Here is a 19,159-nt window from a genome sequence, read left to right on the forward strand (position 1 = left end):
GGCCGGGGTTTTTTGTTGCTCCGCGCCGGACGGAAAGGCAGGAGCGAATCATGTGCCGGTCGGCGCGGCGGTGCCCGGGCGGCCCTTAAAACGCCCCGATGGAGCGGTCTTCTAGCCGCCGTCGCCGGCCGCCGAGGAGGTCGAGCCCCATGTCTTCACCTTCGTCCTCACCTTCTTCCACGCCTACGCTTCCGCCGTCACAGCCCGCGCGCGGCCGGTCACGCCTGATCCGCGTCGGGTGGCTTGCGGGCCTTCCGGTCCTGGCTCTGATCGCCGCCGCCGCCTATCTCGGCACGACGCGCGTCACCGAGCGCCTGGAGCGGCAGGCGGCGGAGATCGCCGCCGCGACCGCGGAAGGGCAGCCCGAACCCTGGCTGCGGGTCTCGATCAAGGGCCGCGACCTGACCGCCGCGGGCGAGGCGCCGGAGGCGACCCAGCGCGAGGCCGTGATCGGCCGCCTCGCTGGGATTCAGGGCCTGCGCCGCCTCGACGACCGGACCGGCGTGATCGAGGAGGCGTCTCCCTTCGTCTGGTCGGTGGAGCGTCCCGCCGCCGACCGCGTCGAGGCCAATGGCAGCCGCCCGGCCGAGGTCGGCGCGTTCGAGCTGGCACAGCGCCTGAAGCCGGCGCTCCCGCGAGACACCACCTTGAGCGACCGCGCCCGGGCGGCCCGGGGCGCGCCGCGCGACTTCCCCGACGCGGCGGCCTTCGCCGTGGAGCGGCTTCAGGATCTCACCACCGGCGCCGTCGCCACGCTCAACGACACCGTCATCTCGATCCGCGGCGAGGCGGCGAGTCTGGCCGCCTACGATGCCTTGCGCACGGCCCTGGCGAACCCGCCGCAGGGCTACACGCTCGGCACCGTCGAGATCCTGCCGCCGGTCGTCGGCGATTTCCGTTTCAGCGTCGCCCGCCGGCCGGATGGCAGCCTCGAACTGAACGGCCACGTCGCCTCGGAGGGCGCGCGCGAGGAGATCCGTGCCGCCGCCGCGGAGGCCGCGGAGGGCGCCGCCGTCGACGACCGGATGCACGAGGCCCGCGGCCTGCCGCAAGGCGTCGACGGGCCGGAATTGGCCCGATTCGTCTTCAGGCTCGCGGGGCTGCTGCACGAGGGACGCGTCGATTTCGAGGGGGCGACCGTCTCCGTCGAGGGCAACGCGCTCGATGCCGGCGCGGTCGGAGAGGCCGAGGCGCTGATGCGCGAAGGCCGCCCCGCCGGCATCGCCGCGGGCCGGGTGGCACTCACCGCCCGCCCCATCGTCCCTTACGTCCTGCGCATCCGGCGCGGCGCCGACAGCGTCACGGTGAGCGGCCATCTGCCGGATCAGGCGACCCGCGAGGCATTGCTGGCGCGCCTCAACCCGCGCTTCTTTCGCGAATCGATCCAGGATCGCACCCGGCTGGCGGCGGGCGCCCCGGCCGGGCTGGCGGCGGCGCTGGCGGCGGCGGTCGATCCGCTCTCGACGCTGGCAAGCGGCGAGTTGACGGTAACCGGCACCGATCTTCGCCTGACCGGCACCAGCCTCTACCCCGAGAGCGCCGCCCGCCTCCGCCGGGCGCTGCCGCAGGCGCTGCCCTCCGGCTGGAGCACCACGGTCTCCGTCTCGGCGGGCGAACCGGTGACCACGGCGGCTGAATCGGGTCCGTGCGGACAGCGTCTCGCCGCGCGCACCGCCGGGCATCCCCTGCGCTTCGCACCGGGCAGCACGGCCCTCGCGCCCGAATTCTACCCGGTGCTCGACGCCGTGGCGGCGCTGGCCCGCGCCTGTCCGGGCGAGCGAATCGAGGTCGTCGGCCATCTCGACCCCGCAGGCGCCAAGCCGGAGACCCGATCGGATCCGGTCACCGAGGAGGCGGCGAAAGAGACGGCCGCCAAGCCCGCCAAGGCCGACTCGAGAACCGCCAAGGAGCGGGAGGGCAAGGGCCGCAAGGGTAAGACGGAGACGAGGGACGCGGCAAAGTCCGAGCCGAAGCTCGAGCCGAAGTCCGAGCCGAAGAGCGAATCCAAGCCCGAGAAGACCGAGGCCGAGACGGCGGAGACCGGCGCCGACCTCGCCCGGGCGCGGGCACTCGCGGTGGTGGACTACCTCCAGAAGGCCGGCGTACCGCTGGAACGTGCCGCGGCCCCGACAGGGGTCGCACCGCTCTCCGACCGGCAGGGAATCGGCCTCAGCCTGCGCTCGTGACCGACCTCGCCTTCTCGCTCTGGCCCGAACTGGCGGCGGCGCTGGCACTCGGCCTCGTCGTCGGCGCGCTCACCGGCCTTCCCCGCGAACGATTCGCCCTGGCCTCCACCGCAATCCTGCTCGTCGGGCTTGCCGTCCTGGCCGGTCTCGCGGTGCTGCGGACGGTGGCCGGAGGGACCGGCCTGTGGATCGAGACGGCGGCGCTGGTGCTAGGGGCTTATCTCGCGGGCTGCGTTCTCGGCGGGCTCGGGCGCGCGGCCTCCGGCCGGCCTCTCTGACAACTCCGCCTCCTGCGCCAGTCCCCAGATCCGCTGCTTGCGGCCGACGCCGCGCAGGGCGAACTCGCCGACCGGGACGAGGCCGGCCCCGCAGCGCCGGGCGAAGGCGTCCGAGAGCAGCAGCGGTCGCTCCACCTCGTCACAGAGACGCTCGATCCGGCTCGCCTCGTTGACCGCCCGGCCGATCACCGTGAAGTCGAGGCGCCGGTCGGTGCCGACATTGCCGGACACGACGCGCCCGTAATGCAGCACGATGTCCGCCTCCAGGGGCGGCAGCCCGTCCCCGAGGCGGGCGGCGTTCAGAGCCTCGTTGCGCGCCAGCGCCTCGCGCGCCGCGTTGAGTGCCCCGGCGCAGGCCGTGCAGACCAGGGCATCCGGCTCGTCCACGGGGAAGACGGCGAGGAAGCCGTCGCCCAGGAACTTCGAAATCTCGCCGCCATGGCGCTGCACCGGCTCGCCCAGCGCATCGAAATGCTCGTCGAGCCAGCCCACCACCTTCAACGGGTCGTCGCGATCCGCCACGGTGGTGAAGCCGCGCAGGTCCGCCAGCAGGATGGCGGCGTGGACCACCGTGCTCTGCCCGCGTCGCATCTCGCCCGCGAGCACCCGCGCGCCCGTCGCCGGCCCGAGATAGGTGCTGAGCATCTCGCGCATCGTATGCGACAGGCTGAGCTTGGCCGTGACCAGGGCGATCACCTGCACCAGCCCGGCCAGGATCGCCTGCTCCGCCTCGGTGAAACCGCCGGGACGGTCGGTGGCGAACGAGATACCGACGCCCTCCATGGCGCTGCCGGGGGCGAAGGCGGCGGCATGAAGCAGGTAGTCGGTCGCGCCCTGCTGCCTCAGCTCGCCTAGGAGCGGCAGATCGGGACAGCCGTTCGAACGATCGAGCCGCCAGCGCACGAAGGAGAGGTCGTTGGCCCTCAGCCAGCCGACAGGGCTGCGGAAGAACGTATCCTCGCCCTCCGGTCCGTGCACCGTGGGAAACACCGCCGTGCCCTGCTCACGCCGCCACGCGACGCTCACCCCGCGAAAGACGGGGTCGATGACCGGCACCGCGAGGCTGAAGCGCCAGAGCGGAAGGCCCGCCGCGGCCAGCGCCTCGCAGAACTCCGTGATGATCGTTTCCGCCTCGTCCGACTCCGTCGCCCGCGCGATGAAACGGGCCTCGATGCGGCGGAGAGCAGTGTCGGAGATCGGATCCGTGGCAGCCATGTCAAACCCGACTTTACCCGCGCCCGGGACGGATCCGAAAGCGCGATGCGTGCGCGCCTGTGGGCAAAGGGCGGGATCCTGCCTTGCCCCGCGGCGCGGAACGCTTCAACCGTGCGCGGGACGGCCCAGAGACAGGACATCGACGACGTGACCGACGAGACCGCCGCGCTCGAGCGCCGATTCGCGTTCCTGGCCGAGATCGACGGGCTGAAAGCCGTGCTGCGCCAGAACCGGACCGTCGGCGAGCGCCGCCGCGAGAACTCGGCCGAGCATTCCTGGCATCTGGCGATGTTCGCCCTCGTGCTCGGCGATCACGCGCCCGGCCTCGACATGGCCCGCGTCGTCGCGATGCTGCTCGTGCACGACATCGTCGAGGTCGATGCCGGCGACGTGCCGATCCACGGCGCCTACGACGCCGCGGCCCAGGCCCTGGTCGAGCAGGCGGCGGCGGCACGGATCTTCGGCCTCCTGCCGGACGCGCAACGCGACGGCTTCCTGGCGCTCTGGAAAGAGTTCGAGGCGGTGGAGACGGCGGAGGCCCGCTTCGCCAAGGCGCTCGACCGGCTCCAGCCGCTTCTGCTCAACACGCTGACCGACGGCGGCACCTGGGCCGAGAACGGGCTCAGCGAGGCACAGGTGATGGCGCGCTACCGGCCGGTGATCGAACGCGGTATCCCCGGCCTCTGGCCCTTCGTGGAGGCGCTGGTGCGCCGCCACTATCGGGGCGGCGCTACGGCGTGACCGGCTGCGCCTCGGCGCTCACGGCGGTGCGGGCGCCGCGGGCGAGGTCGCGCTCGATCATCAGCGCGCTCTTGCCGTCGAGGCGGTTGCGGTAGACCTGCAGGTTCTCCATCACCCGCTGGACGTAGTTGCGCGTCTCGGTGAAGGGGATGCGCTCGACCCAGTCGATCGGATCGACCTCGGGCCGGCGCGGATCGCCGTAGGCATCGACCCATTTCTTCACGTTGCCGCCGCCCGCGTTGTAGGAGGCGAAGGCGAGGATGTAGGAGCCCTTCCAGTCCTCCATCAGCTCGCCGAGATGGGCCTGCCCCAGCCGCGCGTTGTAGGCGGGATCGCTGGTGAGGCGGTCGGTCTCGTAGGAGGTCGAGACGCGCTTGGCCGTGCGCTGGGCGGTGGCCGGCATCATCTGCATCAGGCCGCGGGCACCGACGCCGGACTGGGCGCGGGGATCGAACTGGCTCTCCTGCCGGGCGATGGCGAAGACCATGGCCCGCTCGACCTGCGGCACCGCGGTGAAGGTCTCGTAATCGGGGATGCCGATGGTCGGGTAGGCGTGGGTGTCCAGCGCCAGACCCCGCTGCGTGGCGAGCTTGCCGATGGAGACCAGCGCCCGCGCGTCGCGCATCTCCACCGCGGTCTCGCCGAGCGCGTTGACCTGCGCCTCCTCGGTCAGCGAGCGGGCCGCGTCGATGTAGAGCGGCAGCGCCAGATCCTTCATCTGGGCGGCGGCCAGCAGCTTGAGGCCGCGCACGAACAGACGGTCGTCGAAGGCGGCCCGCGCCGTCGGGCTCAGCTCGGCCGCCCGGCGCAGGGGCAGACTGTGCTGGCCGAGCCGGGCGCGGGCGAGCTGCCCGTAATAGGCGATCGGCTGGAGCGCGGCGCGCTCGTAGAAGCTCTTGGCCTCGGCGGACCGGCCCGCGGCCTCGGCCGCGCGGCCCTGCCAGTAAGCGGCACGCGCGAGCGAGATCGGCGTCTCGGCCACGCTCGCGGCCGAAGCGAAGTGCCGCTCGGCCGCGGCCGGATCGGCCATGAAGCGCAGCGCGATCCAGCCGGCATGGAACTCCGCCTCGATCCGCTTCTCGGAGGTGCGGGCGGAATGCGCCGCGGCCACCGCGTAGGCGGTCTTGGTATCGCCCGCATCCATCAGCTTGCGCGCGACGATCCGGCGCTCGACCCACCACGTGTCGCCGTCGGCGAGCACCTCCGGGTTGGTCGGGGCGGACAGCAGCACCTTGGCCGCCTCCGCCGCCTTGTCGGCGCGGCGGAAATACTGGGCGCGCGACAGCAGGTAGGACGAATCGTTGCGCAGCGACGGCGGCACTGCGGCGAGCGCGGCCGCCGCCCCGGCCTTGCCCTGCACCGCCCGGCGGGCGCGCACGAGGCTCGGATAGGAGCCGCCGGCGTAATCCGCCGCCCGGGCGGCCGTCGTCCAATCCTCCTTCAGAAGCGCGCGCTCCATCCGGTAGCGGTGGTCGATCACCGTGAGCACGCCGGGGAAGGCGTCGGTGACCTTGGCCTCCAGGCTGCGGCCGAAACTCTCCTCGCGCCAGAGATCGTGCACGAGGTCGGCAGCGTCCGCGTCGAGCCCGTCGGCGCGCAGGGCCAGCGCCAGGGCGAACTTGCCCGGCGCGCTCGTCGGCCGCGCGGTGGCGAAATAGGCGCGCACCACGGCCGGGCTCTTCTTCTCGGTCAGCAGCCGCTCCTCGGCGCGGCGGCGCAGCAGGGGACCCGCCGGCCAATCGGGATTGGCGCGGGTGAAGGCGACGACGCGCTCGAAGCTAATGCCGGCGCCCGCGCGGATCGCCACCCATTCGAGCAGCGCCCGCGCCGCCGGATCGGTGAAGCCGGCGGCAAGCCGGTCGCCGTCCGAGACCTTGCCCTTGCGGTAGAGGTCGATCGCCTCGCGCAGCGGGCCGAGATGGGTCTCGCCGGAAGCGACGGGACGGGCCGGATCCGGCACCTCCGGGGAGGGGGCGGCCGGCGAGACGGCCGCATCGGGCAGCGGGAAGGCGACGGGGCCGTCCGATTCGGTGGAGGCGTAGGAGGATGCCGCGGCGGGCAGCGGCTTGTCGGAGGCCGCCTCGCCCGCGCTCGGATCGAGGCGCAGGGCGTCGGCCGCGACGGGATCGGAGGCGGGGCCCTGGCCGTCGCTCGGCTGCCCGGCGGGGGCCGCGGCATCGCTGACGGGCGCGGCGGGCGCCGAGGCCGGCTGCGGGTTGCGGACCTCCACGGCGCCGGCCGGCTGCGGCAGCACGGCGGTGCCGGACAACAGGAGCCCGAGGAGCAGGGGCAGGGAGCGGGCGGGGAACGCCATGGTCATCAGACACCCCGACACGGAGGCCAAGCCTTAAGCTGGGCTCCGGTCCGTTAAGATGGCATTAACTGCGCAAGCGAAGCGTTTGCGCGCGGGCTGGGGAGGGCCTATGTCTCGCGCGTCCCGTGCGCGGCCAAGATGAGGCCGGATCCGCCGGGATATGCCAGACAGGCAAGAAGAACGGCCGGGAACGCCAGGATGACCGATACCCACGCCCGCCTCCGCGGCTCGATGACCGCGCTCGCGACCCCTTTCCGCGACGGCGAGTTCGACGAGGCGGCCTTCCGGAAATTCGTGAACTGGCAGATCGAGCAGGGCACCCACGCCCTGGTGCCGACCGGCACCACCGGCGAGAGCCCGACGCTGAGCCACAGCGAGCATGACCGCGTGGTCGAGATCTGCGTCGCCGAGGCCGCGGGCCGGGTGCCCGTGATCGCGGGCGCCGGCTCGAACTCGACGCGGGAGGCCGTCGCACGGGCCCGTCATGCGGAGAGCGTCGGCGCGGATGCGGTGCTCACCGTCACCCCCTACTACAACAAGCCGACGCAGGAGGGCATGTACGCCCACTTCAAGGCGGTGAACGACGCCGTCGGCATCCCGATCATCATCTACAACATTCCCGGCCGGTCCGTGGTCGACATGAGCGTCGATACGATGAAGCGGCTGTTCGAGTTGAAGAACATTGCCGGCGTGAAGGATGCTACGGCCAAGATCGACCGCGTCAGCCTCCAGCGGCAGGCTTTGGGTGAAGACTTCATCCAGCTTTCTGGCGAAGATGCGACGGCGCTCGGATTCAATGCCCAGGGCGGCGTCGGCTGTATCTCCGTGGTGTCGAATGTCGCGCCCCGGCTCTGCGCCGATCTTCAGGAAGCGACGCTCGCGGGCGATTACGCCAAGGCCCTGAAGATCCAGGATCGGCTGATGCCGCTGCACGTGCAGATGTTCTACGAGTCGAACCCGGTGCCGGCGAAATACGCGCTCTCGCGCCTCGGGCTGATGTCGGAAGAGGTGCGCCTGCCGCTGGTGCCGGCGACGGAAGGGTGCCGCCGCGCGGTCGATGCCGCGCTGGCCCATGCCGGCCTGATCTGATCCCTCGTCCGAAGAGGGGGCGGTTCCCATATGAGGGGACCGCCGCCGTGCGTTCGCGAACCTGAAGAAGAATGGCCCCCAAAACCGAACCCGGCCGGCGCGTCGTCGCCGACAATCGCTCCGCCCGCTTCCACTACGCGATCGAGGACACCTTCGAGGCCGGCATCGCGCTGACCGGCACCGAGGTGAAATCGCTGCGCGGCGGCAAGGCGACGATCGGAGAGTCCTATGCGGGGCCGTCCGGCAACGACCTGATGCTGTTCAATGCCTATATCCCGGAATATCTGGAGGCGAACCGCTTCAACCACGACACCAAGCGGCCGCGCCGCCTGTTGCTGCACCGCCGCCAGATCAACAAGCTGATCGGCGCCACCCAGCGCCAGGGCTACACCGTGATCCCGCTGAAGATCTACTTCAACGACAAGGGCCGGGCGAAGGTCGAACTCGGGCTCGGCAAGGGCAAGCAGCTCCACGACAAGCGTGAGAGCGTCAAGCAGCGGGATTGGCAGCGGGACAAGGCCCGGCTGATGCGCGACAAGGGCTGATCCGGCCGATCACCGATCCAGCCGGCCAACCGGCGGCGGTCCCGCCCCTCCGATCCTAACGGCGGACGGTCTTCGGGCGACGGCAGACCGCGCCTCACCGTCGCCGCGAGAGCGCCGGGCCGCAAGCGGCCCAGGCGCGGATGCTGCTGTCAGCCTTCCGCCTCGTCCTCGGACGGCGGACGGATGCCGTAGCGGCTTTCCAGACCCGGATTGGCGCGGGGCGCGCGCTCAGCGAAGTCGCGGCGAGGCCCCTCGCCGGCGGCGCGGGCAGGGCGCTCGCTCGGATCGCGGCCGATCCGGCCCGCGAGATGGGCAAGATCGATGAACTCGTCCGCCTGACGGCGCAGATCGTCGGCGATCATCGCCGGCTGGGTCTGGATCGTCGAGACGACGGAGACGCGCACGCCGCGGCGCTGGATCGCCTCCACGAGCGAGCGGAAGTCGCCGTCACCGGAGAACAGGACCATATGGTCGATATAGGGTGCGAGTTCGAGCGCATCGATGGCGAGCTCGATATCCATGTTGCCCTTGACCTTACGGCGCCCGGCGGAGTCGGTGAACTCCTTCACGGGCTTGGTCACGACGCGGTAGCCGTTATAGTCGAGCCAGTCGATCAGGGGGCGAATCGAGGAGTATTCCTGATCCTCGATCATTGCGGTGTAGTAGAAAGCGCGGATGAGATTGTCGCGGCTCTGAAAATCTTTGAGCAGACGCTTGTAATCGATATCGAACCCGAGCGCCTTGGTGGTCGCATACAAGTTTGCGCCGTCGATGAAAACTGCGGTCCGTTGCTTATCGCTCATGATTGATCCGTGTGCTGGAGCTGAAAGGTATTAGCTTAAAAATTCGAGTACGAATGCACGATGTAAAACGCGAACTCGATGCACCCCGAAATCCGGCATTCCTGAACTTTCGACTGATAACAGTCTTCGAAGTCCGGAACACGCGTTCGTTCGAACAGGCTGTGCCCGATCAACGGGGTGGCAGTGTCGGGGATCGCGGTCCGCGCAATGACGCAAGGGGCACCAGCCCCGAGCCGCCACCGTGGTGGCGGAGCAGGGAAGTTCTGTCAAGCGCGATAAAGATTTGAGGCAGAACGCACAGGGATCTATCGAAGATGATACCCCGCAACCAAAAGCTTATCCTGAAAGATCTACACCGAACCAGCGGTTGTGACGCGCCATCAGCAAGAATTAAATCATACGCTCACATACCTGAAGTTGCCAGAAATAGCGGCTTGATCTGAGTTAACTTTACGGAGACTTCGCCGCTTTCCGTTCGGTGCCGAACCGCTCCGGCTCGGCACTTGCACTTCCTCGTCAGGGCTTCGGCAGCGCCCGGCTCCCCGGCTTGACCGGAGGAATGGCGGCGAGTTCCGGGGGCAGGGCATCCGGCGAATAAGCCGGGATATCGAGGGTGACGAGGGAGACGAGCGGCAAGCCGATCTCGCCGCGCCCACCGGAGCGATCGATCAGGCAGGCCGCGCCGACCACCTCGCCGGCCTCGTCCTTCAGCGAGGCGAGGCATTCCCGGGCGGAAAGACCCGTCGTCACGATGTCCTCGACGATGACCGCGCGGCTGCCGGCGGGGATCGAGAAGCCGCGGCGCAAGGTGAAGGGTCCGCCCGGATCGCGTTCGACGAAAATCGCCTTCGCACCGAGATGGCGGGCGGTCTCGTAGCCGGGGATGATGCCGCCGATGGCCGGCGAAACGACGATGTCGATCCGCCCGAACCGCGCGGTGATGACCTCGGCCAGAGCCCGGCACAGCCGCTCGGTCCGGGCCGGATCGGAGAAGATCGTCATCTTCTGCAGGAAGGTGGGCGAGCGCAGGCCGGAACTGAGTATGAAATGCCCCTGGAGCAGCGCACCCGCCGAACGGAACTCTTCAAGAACTTCTTCCGGCGTCATGACCTACCGCTCGCCAATCCGTGATCCGCCGCTTGTTGCAGCGACGCGCGCACGGCGCAAGCCGACGCGGCGGCGGCGGTCTAGTTGCGGGCGCGCAGGACGGCCCGCGGCGGATACCGCCGTGTGCCGTAGGCGGGCGCGTCGTAGGGATCGTAGGGGTCGTATGCGCCGAACGGGAGCAGCGAGCCGAGCAGGACGCCCTCGGTCCCGCCGCGCTGGATCATCGTGCGCATACCGGGCTGCAGCTTGCTGTCATCCAGATCGTCGGGATGGGCGGGGATGAGGGGCAGCCCCTCGGTCCCGCCCCGCTGGATCATCGTCCGCATGCCGGGTTGCAGGGTCTGGGGCTGAGCCTCGGCCGCGGGCGGGACGCTCAGCACGAGGAGGGCCGCGGTGATAAGGGGAAGCTTCATCACAGATCGCTCCGGAACAGCACGTCGCGGGCGCAGCATCCCATCGACCGGCCCGATGACGGAATGACGGGTCCGTGCATCGGTTCCGGCAGGCGACCGGCGATTGTCGATCCGCCGCAACGGATCGGGCGGGCGCCTTCGACGACGAGGCCCTATCCGTTCACCCGCTCGACGCGGCTCACCGAACGCTTGCCCCTCAGATCGGCGACGATGGCTGTGAGGTGCTTCAGGTCCGGCACCGAGAGATCGATCGAGATATCCGTGAAGTCCTGGGTGCGCCGCTTCATCGAGACGTTGTCGATGTTGCCGTCGTGCTCGGCGATCACCTGGGCGATCTGCGCCAGGGTGCCGGGCTCGTTGATCGATTCGAGGGCGAGCTTGGCGGGGAAGCGCTCCTGCGAGCCCTCCACGTCCCAGCGCACGTCGAGCCAGCGCTCGGGCTCGTTGTCGAAGGCGGCGAGCGCGGCCGACTGGATCGGGTAGATCGTCACGCCGACGCCGGGCGTGAGGATGCCGACGATGCGGTCCCCCGGCACGGCACCGCCGTTCGGGGCGAAGCTCACCGGCAGGTCGCCCGCCAATCCCCGGATCGGGATGCTGCCCGAGGACGCGGTGCCGTCGGCCTCGCCCGAGAAGGTCAGCCGCATGGTCTGATCCTTGGAGCGGGTCAGGCGCCCCGCGGCCCCGTTGGCGGCCGGGCCGCCGCTGGCCCCCGGCCGGCGCTCCTCCTTGAAGTCGGGATAGACCGCCTTCACCACGTCGCCGGAGAACATCTCGCCCCGCCCGACGGCGGCGAACACGTCCTCGGTGCTGGCGCGGGCGAGCCGGGGCAGGGCGCCGCGCAGCTTCTCCTCGGAGAAGCTCTTGCCCGCCCGTTCGAAGGCGCGGTCGAGGATCTGCCGGCCGAGCCCGGCATATTGCCGCCGCACGGCGGTGCGGGTGGCGCGCCGGATCGCAGCGCGGGCCTTGCCGGTGACGACGAGCGATTCCCAGGCCGCCGGCGGCGAGGCGCCGTCGGAGCGGGCGATCTCGACCTCGTCGCCGTTGGCGAGTTCGTGCAGCAGGGGGGCGAGACGCCCGTTGATCTTGGCGCCGACTGCCGTGTTGCCGACGTCGGTGTGCACGGCATAGGCGAAGTCGATCGGCGTGGCGCCCCGCGGCAGGGCGATCAGGCGGCCCTTGGGCGTGAAGCAGAACACCTGATCCTGGAACAGCTCGAGCTTGGTATGTTCGAGGAACTCCTCCGGCGAATCGCCCTCCGCCAGGAGTTCGATGGTGCGGCGCAGCCACTGATAGGCGCCGCTCTCGGTGGCAAGCCGGGGATGGACCTCGCCCTCCGCCCCCTCCTTGCCGGCCTCCTTGTAGTGGGCATGGGCGGCGATGCCGTACTCGGCGATCTCGTCCATCTCGGCGGTGCGGATCTGAAGCTCGACGCGCTGACGCTTCGGCCCGATCACCGTGGTGTGGATCGAGCGGTAATCGTTCTGCTTCGGTGTCGAGACGTAGTCCTTGTAGCGGCCCGGCACCATCGGCCAGCTCGTATGCACCACGCCGAGCGCCGCGTAGCATTCGGCGACCGTACCGACGATCACGCGGAAGCCGACGATGTCGGACAATTGCTCGAAGGCGACGGATTTCCGCTCCATCTTCGACCAGATCGAGAACGGTTTCTTGAGACGGCCCTTCACCGCAGCGGTGATGCCGCGGGCGGCGAGCCGCGCGGTGAGGTCGTGCTCGATGCTCTCGATGACGCTGCCGGATTTCGCCGAGAGGTCTTCGAGCCGCTTGGTGATGGTGGCGTAGATTTCGGGCTTGAGGGTGCGGAAGGAGAGGTCTTCCAGCTCGTCGCGCAGCTCCTGCATACCCATGCGGCCGGCGAGCGGCGCGTAGATGTCCAGCGTCTCCTCGGCGATCCGCGCCCGCTTGTCGTCGCGCATGAAGTGGAGGGTGCGCATGTTGTGCAGGCGGTCGGCGAGCTTGACCAGCAACACCCGCACGTCCTCGGCCACCGCGAGCAGCAGCTTGCGGAAGTTCTCGCCCTGCACCGCCCGCTTCGAGACAAGATCGAGCCGCTTGAGCTTGGTCAGGCCGTCGACCAGCGCGCCGATCTCGGGTCCGAAGATCTCGCGGATCTCGTCGAGCGTGGCGGCGGTGTCCTCCACCGTGTCGTGCAGCACGGCGGCGACGATGGTCGCATCGTCGAGGCGCAGGTCGGTGAGGATCGCGGCGACTTCGAGAGGATGGGCGAAGAACGGATCGCCCGAGGCGCGCTTCTGCGTGCCGTGCGCCCGCATGGCGTAGACGTAGGCGCGGTTCAGAAGCGCCTCGTTGGCGGCCGGATTGTAGCGCTTGACCCGCTCCACGAGTTCGTACTGGCGCATCATCCGCCGAAGGATCCTGCTCTCAATCGGATAAGGGGACCCGGCCGGAAGGCCGCGGTCGAACGCCCGCCACCTTCCTGCATCGGCGGCCATTTCGCCAGACCCCGGAGGTCACGCATGGCGTCGCGGCGACAGCGCGACGGTCGCGCGTGCCCTGCACGGGCTGCACGACGGGCGAGAACGGCGAGACGAGAACGCCCGCCGCTCGGGGACCGAGGGCGGGCGCAAAAAAAGCGGGGTCGAGGGCGGAGAGAGCTTACTCGCCCTCGTCGTCCGTCTCGGTCGGCGGGGCCAGGTTCTCCAGGCCGCGCAGAAGGTCTTCCTCGCTCATGCGGTCGAACTGCACGTCCTTGTCGTCGGAGGACGACTGGGGCGCGACCGCCGCGGCAGCGGGAGAGCTGGAGAGCAGCGGCACGGTCTCGGCCTCCGGCTCGTCCACCTCGACGTATTTCTGCATCGAGTGGATGAGTTGCTCCTTGAGATCCTCCGCCGTGATGGTCTCGTCGCCGATCTCGCGCAGGGCCACGACGGGGTTCTTGTCGCGGTCGCGCTCGACGGTCAGAGGGGCGCCGGCGGCGAGCAGGCGCGCGCGGTGGCTGGCGAGCAGGACCAGCTCGAAGCGGTTCTCGACCTTCTCGATGCAGTCTTCGACGGTGACGCGAGCCATGCGAGGCGGCTCCTTCCTCAGGCGCGGATACGAACGATATGCGTGATGAACGGGCTTCCTACACCGGATGGGGCCGCGCAACAAGCGCCTGCCAAGTCGCCGCTTTCGAGCCGTCGCGCCCAACGATCGCACATATCAGGGATCGGCGATCCAGTCTGAAACAACCCTTGCTTGAAGCGCTGGGACGCGCATGCCACGACTGTTCAGTGGTCGCGCGGGAAGCGCCAAGCCGGCAAGGGGTCACGTCCGGTCAGCCGCCGGGCGTCCGGGGCGAAGGCATCGCTCGATCACAATCCAGGAGGCGTCGATGGTGTGGCTCGTTCCACGCTTTCGCGTTTCGGTGGCGTTTCGCCGTCTGCGGAGGACCAGCTTGACCCTGATCCTCCGCATTAGCATCGGCTAAGGCTGGCACCGAAAGGGGCGGGGAGGATCGCACCTCCTCGCTCCACTCTTAAGAGAATTGAGATTTCGGAGGAAAATTCAAGCCGGTACGCTGCAGGCGTTCTCCTCTGCACGTGTCTCAAGGGCGCCCGGTTGAGAATCCCTCCCGCCCGGTCCACATGGAAAGCGGTGCCGGCTCGATCCGGCGCCACTCCCGGCCGGCCTTGAACCGGCGCCAGCGGACCCGAGGATTTTTCGATGTTCATCCAGACCGAAGCCACGCCGAACCCCGCCACGCTCAAGTTCCTGCCCGGGCGCGTGGTCCTGCCCGAGGGCACCTTCGAGGCCCGCGACGCCGCGGGTGCCGAGCGCTCGCCGCTCGCCACTGCCCTGTTTTCGGTGCCCGGCGTCTCGGGCGTCTATTTCGGGCACGACTTCATCTCGGTGACCAAGGCCGACGGCGTGAACGAGTGGCCGCAGGTGAAGCCCGCCGTGCTCGGCGCGATCATGGACCACTTCCAGTCCGGCCGCCCGGTGCTGGCCGAGGGCACGGCGCTCGCCGAGGACGAGACGGAGGAGTTCTACGACGAGGCCGACCACGACACGGTCGCCACCATCAAGGATCTGCTCGAGACCCGCGTGCGCCCGGCGGTGGCGGGCGACGGCGGCGACATCACCTTCCGCGGCTATCGCGACGGCATCGTCTATCTCGAGATGAAGGGCGCCTGCTCGGGCTGTCCGTCCTCCACCGCGACCCTGCGCCAGGGCGTGCAGAACCTGTTCCGCCACTTCCTCCCCTCCGTGCGGGAAGTGCAGGCGATCTGAGTCCGGCGAAGTCGGTCTGGCGATGCGAATCGGGCACCGGCTCCGCTGGCGCCCGTGCAACACCGCCCCGCTTCCTGGGGAGCCCGGTCGCGGATGCGCTGACGCGCGGAAACATTTCGTCCTAAACTGACTCCGATGGCGGGCGCCTGTGGCCCGCCGCCGGATGGAATCGACGTTTGCGGATCCTTGCCATCGATACGGCGCTCGAAGCCTGTGCGGCTTGCGTGGCCACCGACGACAGCGACGACCTGCTCGCCGAGGAGTCGATGCCGCTCGTGCGCGGCCATGCCGAGGCGCTGCTGCCGCTGATCGAGCGGGTCATGGCCCGGGTCGAGGGTGGTTTCGAGGGGCTCGACCGCATCGCGGTCACGGTCGGACCGGGCAGCTATACCGGCCTGCGCGTCGGCCTCTCCGCCGCCCGCGCCATCGGGTTGGCCACGGGCATCCCCGTGGTCGGCGTCACCACCCTCTCCGCCCTGCTGGCGCCCCAGCTTGCCCTCAACGGTGAGGACATGGTCGCCGCCGCGATCGATGCGCGCCACGGCGCGATCTACCTCCAGTCCATGAGCGTGACGGAAGGCGCGGTGATCCCGCCCCGGCACGTCGGCCTTGCGGAGGCGGTCGGCCTCCTCGGCGGACGACGGGCAATCCTGACCGGCTCCGGCGCCCCCGCTCTCGCCGCGGCGGCGGGTGCGGCGGGCCTCACCGTCGAGGTCGCCGAAACCGGCGCGCCGCAGATCGCCTGGGTCGCCTCCCTCGGGCTCGTGGCCGATCCGGAGCAGGCGCTGCCGCGCCCCCTTTATCTGCGCGGGCCGGACGCCCAGCCGCAGGACCATGCGAGGCTCGCAAGGGCATGACGCGCACCGTCTCCCCGTTCTGGCCGCTCGACTGGTGGTCCGCGTGGTGGGACGCCTGGGGCTCCGTGCCCTACGTCGCGCCCCTGCGGGACGCGGGCCAGGCGGCCGACCTGGAAAAGCTGCACGCCACCGCCTTCGCCCGCCCCTGGGCGGCGCACGAATTCGAGCGTCTGCTGTGCGAGCGCTCCACCGAGGCGCACGCCCTGCGCCGGGGCAATGCGTTGCTCGGCTTCGTGCTGTCGCGCAAGGCGGTGGACGAGGCCGAGATTCTCACCATCGTGCTGGCGCCCTCCGCCCGCGGCGGCGGCCACAGCCGTCGGCTCTTGAGCGAGCACCTGACCGCGCTGACATTTGCCGGCATCCGCACTGTCCATCTCGAAGTCGACGAGGGCAATACGCCGGCCCTGAAGCTCTATGCCCGCCACGGCTTCCTCAAAGTCGGCGAGCGCAAGGGCTACTACCCGCTGCCCGACGGCAGCCGGGCCACGGCGCTGACCATGAGCGCGACGCTCTCGTGACACGTCGCGACAGGGCCTCAGCCTGATGACGCGCGTCGGCATCGGCCTGCGCCTGTTCGTCCAGGCGGTGGCCTTCCTCATCGTGATCGGGCCGCACTGGCTCAGCCTGCGCTTCGGCAGGGGGCGGCTCGCCGCGCACATCCCGGTGCTGTTCCACCGCCTGTTCCTGCGCCTGTTCTCGGTGCGGGTGACGCAGAGCGGCTCGCCGCCGCCGCCGGGCGAGCCGGCCCTGGTGCTTTCCAACCACGTCTCCTGGCTCGACATCGTCGCCCTCGGCTCGCTGCGCCCGCTCTCCTTCGTCGCGAAGTCGGAAATCGAGGGCTGGCCGCTGATCGGCACGCTGGCCAAGCTCCAGCGCACCGTCTTCATCGAGCGGGCCAAGCGCGCGGCGACCGCGAGCGTCAACGCGACGGTGGGTGAGCGGCTCGTGAGCGGCGACCTGATCGTGCTGTTTGCCGAAGGCACCACCGGCGACGGCCTACGGCTGCTGCCGTTCCGCTCCTCGCTGGTGGGCGCGGCCCGTGCGGCCCTCTCCGCCGAGACCGGCGGCCTCGCCCGCATCCGGCTCCAGCCCCTGGCCCTGGCCTATCCGCGCCGCAACGGCCTGCCGGTGACCCGCGCCGAGCGGCCGGAGATCGCGTGGTACGGCGACATGGACCTCGCACCGCATCTCGCCCTGTTCGCGAAGCGCGGACCCATCGACGTGCATGTGAACTGGGGTGCGCCGATCGCCTTCGAGCCCGCCACCGACCGCAAGCGCGCTACCGCCCAGGCGGAGGCCGCCGTGCGGCAGGGCCTGCGCGAAATCCGCCTCGGTGGCCCGGCGTCCCGCCCGGTCCCGGCGGCGCCGGAACCGCTCGGGGAGGGCGCCGACGTCTCGGCGCCCGGCATCGCCGCCGTGTGAGGCCTCAGGCCGGCAGCGGAAACGTCGCCGCCTGCCCGCGCACGCGGCCGTCCTCATCGATGAGCTGCCAGACGATGCCCTCGGCGATGGGGAAGCGCCGCCCGTTCTTGGCGACCCGGATGCTGGCATAGCCCGTGACGAAGCCGTCGCGGGCGACCGCGTCGAGCAGGCGCTGCCGGCTGGCCTGCTCCGGTGCCTCGGCCGAGAGGCGCGACGGCATGCCGACGAACTCATCCCAGCTGTAGCCGAAGGCCCGCTGTGCCGCCCGGTTGGCATAGACGAAGAGGGGATCGGCGCTCGTGTCGTGCGCGAGCACCGCGAAGGGCGCTGATTCGTAGAGCCAGGCCGGTCCGAGATCCAGCGCGGAGACCAGCGGACGGCCGACAAGGCGCAGGAAGCTGCCGGTCAGCAGGGCGAAGAAGCGAGGATCGTCGGCAAGGCTCATCGGTGGCTTCTACAGGATTCGGAACGGAATCGTGTCGGCGGCGGAACCGTGGTAAGGGGCCCTCGAACCGGACATCTCGGAAAGACGCCGCCCGTCAGCGGCAGGGTTTGCGACCTTGAAGAAAGCCTACGTCAAGTCCTACGGCTGCCAGATGAACGCCTACGACGCCGGCCGCATGGCCGACGTGCTGGCGGCCGAGGGCTACAGCGCGACGGAGTCGGTCGAGGAGGCCGATGTCGTCGTCCTCAACACCTGCCACATCCGCGAGAAGGCCGCCGAGAAAGTCTATTCGGAACTCGGGCGCCTGCGCGTGCTCAAGGGCGAGCGGGCCGAAAGCGGGCAGGACACCCGCATCGTGGTGGCGGGCTGCGTCGCCCAGGCGGAGGGACGCGAGATTCTCTCGCGCGCCCCGGCCGTGGACGTCGTCGTCGGCCCGCAGAGCTACCACCGCCTGCCGGACCTGCTGCGCCAGTCGCGCGAGACGCGAGTCGTCGACACCGAGTTTCCGGTCGAGGACAAGTTCGATCACCTGCCCGCCCGGCGCAACCGCGGCGTCACGGGCTTCCTCACCGTCCAGGAGGGCTGCGACAAGTTCTGCGCCTTCTGCGTCGTGCCCTACACCCGCGGTGCGGAGGTCTCGCGCTCGGTGGCGGCGGTGGTCGAGGAGGCGCGCCGCCTCGTCGAGGGCGGGGTGCGCGAGATCACGCTGATCGGCCAGAACGTCAACGCCTATCACGGCGAAGGACCCGATGGCACACCCGCGACGCTCGGGCACCTGATGGACGCGCTCGGCGCCGTGCCGGGCCTCCTGCGCCTGCGCTACACCACGAGCCATCCCAACGACTTCGCCGACGACCTCATCGCCGCCCATGCCGGCAACCCGCTGGTGATGCCCTACCTGCACCTGCCGGTGCAGTCGGGCTCGGACCGCATCCTCCACGCCATGAACCGCCGCCACACGGGCGACGCCTACCGGCGGCTGATCGAGCGCATCCGGACGGCGCGCCCCGACATCGCCCTGTCCTCGGACTTCATCGTCGGCTTCCCCGGCGAATCCGACGCCGACTTCGCCGAGACCATGCGGCTCGTTGCCGAGATCGGCTTCGCGGCGGCGTTCTCGTTCAAGTACAGCCCGCGGGCCGGCACTCCGGCGGCGGAGCGCGAGGACGCGGTGCCGGAGGCGGTGAAGACCGAGCGGCTCGCGGCCCTGCAGCAGCTTCTCGACCAGCAGCGCCACGCCTTCAACGCGGCCGCGGTCGGCACGGTCGCCGAGATCCTGGTCGAGAAGACCGGCCGGCATCCGGGGCAGGTCGCGGGCAAGACGCCGCATCTGCAGGCGGTGCAGTTCGATGCGCCGGCCTCCACCATCGGTACGCTGGTCCCGGTGCGGATCACGCGCGCGGGCTCGAACAGCCTGTTCGGCGAGGTGCTGGAGGGTGCGGCGGCGGCCGCGTGACCTATATGAGGCATACCATCATGCCGGATCTCTC

At 70.2% G+C, this 19,159-nt stretch carries 18 protein-coding genes; 10 read left to right on the forward strand and 8 right to left on the reverse strand.

The annotated features are described in order from the left end of the window. Positions 1-149 precede the first annotated feature (149 nt). Together HNR51_RS10320 and HNR51_RS10325 are read left to right on the forward strand one after the other, a co-directional pair. Complete coding sequence (locus HNR51_RS10320; RefSeq protein WP_182554868.1) at positions 150-2,186, forward strand: flagellar motor protein MotB; 2,037 nt, start codon at positions 150-152, stop codon at positions 2,184-2,186. Further along, the gene (locus tag HNR51_RS10325) at positions 2,183-2,464 is read left to right on the forward strand and encodes a hypothetical protein (protein WP_182554869.1); all 282 of its coding nucleotides are present in this window, start codon (positions 2,183-2,185) and stop codon (positions 2,462-2,464) included. The genes HNR51_RS10320 and HNR51_RS10325 overlap by 4 nt, the downstream gene beginning before the upstream one ends. Here the strand turns inward: HNR51_RS10325 and HNR51_RS10330 are convergent. Then, a complete protein-coding gene (locus tag HNR51_RS10330; protein WP_182554870.1) occupies positions 2,396-3,679 on the reverse strand; it encodes an adenylate/guanylate cyclase domain-containing protein in 1,284 nt (427 codons plus the stop codon). The two genes, HNR51_RS10325 and HNR51_RS10330, sit on opposite strands and share 69 nt — an antisense overlap. Positions 3,680-3,817: 138 nt before the next feature. Here HNR51_RS10330 and HNR51_RS10335 point away from each other — a divergent pair, with 138 nt between their 5' ends. Beyond that, positions 3,818-4,420: an HD domain-containing protein gene (locus HNR51_RS10335; protein WP_182554995.1), complete on the forward strand. Its 603-nt coding sequence runs from the start codon at positions 3,818-3,820 to the stop codon at positions 4,418-4,420. Here the strand turns inward: HNR51_RS10335 and HNR51_RS10340 are convergent. Then, entirely contained in the window at positions 4,410-6,734 is a 2,325-nt protein-coding gene (locus HNR51_RS10340) for a transglycosylase SLT domain-containing protein (RefSeq protein WP_041371539.1), read from the reverse strand. The two genes, HNR51_RS10335 and HNR51_RS10340, sit on opposite strands and share 11 nt — an antisense overlap. 198 nt (positions 6,735-6,932) lie before the next feature. On the opposite strand from HNR51_RS10340, the gene dapA reads away from it, so the two are divergent. Together dapA and smpB are read left to right on the forward strand one after the other, a co-directional pair. Then, positions 6,933-7,823 (forward strand): 4-hydroxy-tetrahydrodipicolinate synthase, encoded by an 891-nt coding sequence (gene dapA / locus HNR51_RS10345; RefSeq protein ID WP_012455255.1) that lies wholly within the window; start codon positions 6,933-6,935, stop codon positions 7,821-7,823. A 71-nt stretch (positions 7,824-7,894) separates the two neighbouring features. Then, complete coding sequence (smpB, locus tag HNR51_RS10350; RefSeq protein WP_012455256.1) at positions 7,895-8,368, forward strand: SsrA-binding protein SmpB; 474 nt, start codon at positions 7,895-7,897, stop codon at positions 8,366-8,368. Positions 8,369-8,517: 149 nt separating this feature from the next. Here the strand turns inward: smpB and HNR51_RS10355 are convergent, their stop codons facing one another. The 5 genes from HNR51_RS10355 to rpoZ form a co-directional block, all read right to left on the reverse strand. Further along, positions 8,518-9,171 carry a LabA-like NYN domain-containing protein gene (locus HNR51_RS10355; RefSeq protein WP_141952161.1) on the reverse strand — a complete coding sequence of 218 codons (654 nt, stop codon included), beginning with the start codon at positions 9,169-9,171 and terminating at the stop codon, positions 8,518-8,520. A 516-nt stretch (positions 9,172-9,687) separates the two neighbouring features. Further along, a complete protein-coding gene (gene pyrE / locus HNR51_RS10360; RefSeq protein WP_012455258.1) occupies positions 9,688-10,278 on the reverse strand; it encodes an orotate phosphoribosyltransferase in 591 nt (196 codons plus the stop codon). An 80-nt stretch (positions 10,279-10,358) separates the two neighbouring features. Beyond that, positions 10,359-10,691: a hypothetical protein gene (locus tag HNR51_RS10365; RefSeq protein ID WP_182554871.1), complete on the reverse strand. Its 333-nt coding sequence runs from the start codon at positions 10,689-10,691 to the stop codon at positions 10,359-10,361. Between the two features lie 152 nt (positions 10,692-10,843). Continuing rightward, entirely contained in the window at positions 10,844-13,075 is a 2,232-nt protein-coding gene (locus HNR51_RS10370) for a RelA/SpoT family protein (protein ID WP_012455260.1), read from the reverse strand. Between the two features lie 253 nt (positions 13,076-13,328). Continuing rightward, a complete protein-coding gene (gene rpoZ, locus HNR51_RS10375; protein WP_012455261.1) occupies positions 13,329-13,739 on the reverse strand; it encodes a DNA-directed RNA polymerase subunit omega in 411 nt (136 codons plus the stop codon). 639 nt (positions 13,740-14,378) lie between these two features. Here rpoZ and HNR51_RS10380 point away from each other — a divergent pair. The 4 genes from HNR51_RS10380 (at position 14,379) to HNR51_RS10395 (ending at position 17,224) form a co-directional block, all read left to right on the forward strand. Continuing rightward, positions 14,379-14,945, forward strand: a complete 567-nt coding sequence (locus HNR51_RS10380) for a NifU family protein (protein ID WP_012455262.1) — start codon at positions 14,379-14,381, stop codon at positions 14,943-14,945. 176 nt (positions 14,946-15,121) lie between these two features. Next, on the forward strand, positions 15,122-15,802 hold the full coding sequence (gene tsaB / locus HNR51_RS10385; RefSeq protein ID WP_182554872.1) for a tRNA (adenosine(37)-N6)-threonylcarbamoyltransferase complex dimerization subunit type 1 TsaB: 681 nt from the start codon (positions 15,122-15,124) through the stop codon (positions 15,800-15,802). Continuing rightward, positions 15,799-16,320: a GNAT family N-acetyltransferase gene (locus HNR51_RS10390; protein WP_012455264.1), complete on the forward strand. Its 522-nt coding sequence runs from the start codon at positions 15,799-15,801 to the stop codon at positions 16,318-16,320. Before tsaB ends, HNR51_RS10390 begins: the two co-directional genes overlap by 4 nt. Positions 16,321-16,345: 25 nt before the next feature. Further along, positions 16,346-17,224, forward strand: coding sequence for a lysophospholipid acyltransferase family protein (locus tag HNR51_RS10395; RefSeq protein WP_182554873.1), 879 nt, complete (start codon positions 16,346-16,348; stop codon positions 17,222-17,224). Positions 17,225-17,228: 4 nt separating this feature from the next. Here the strand turns inward: HNR51_RS10395 and HNR51_RS10400 are convergent, their stop codons facing one another. Further along, positions 17,229-17,669, reverse strand: a complete 441-nt coding sequence (locus HNR51_RS10400) for an MEKHLA domain-containing protein (RefSeq protein WP_182554874.1) — start codon at positions 17,667-17,669, stop codon at positions 17,229-17,231. Positions 17,670-17,784: 115 nt separating this feature from the next. On the opposite strand from HNR51_RS10400, the gene miaB reads away from it, so the two are divergent. After that, complete coding sequence (gene miaB, locus HNR51_RS10405) at positions 17,785-19,125, forward strand: tRNA (N6-isopentenyl adenosine(37)-C2)-methylthiotransferase MiaB (protein ID WP_182554875.1); 1,341 nt, start codon at positions 17,785-17,787, stop codon at positions 19,123-19,125. Positions 19,126-19,159 lie beyond the last annotated feature (34 nt).

This window comes from Methylorubrum thiocyanatum (assembly GCA_014138645.1).
Taxonomy (GTDB): Bacteria; Pseudomonadota; Alphaproteobacteria; order Rhizobiales; family Beijerinckiaceae; genus Methylobacterium; species Methylobacterium thiocyanatum.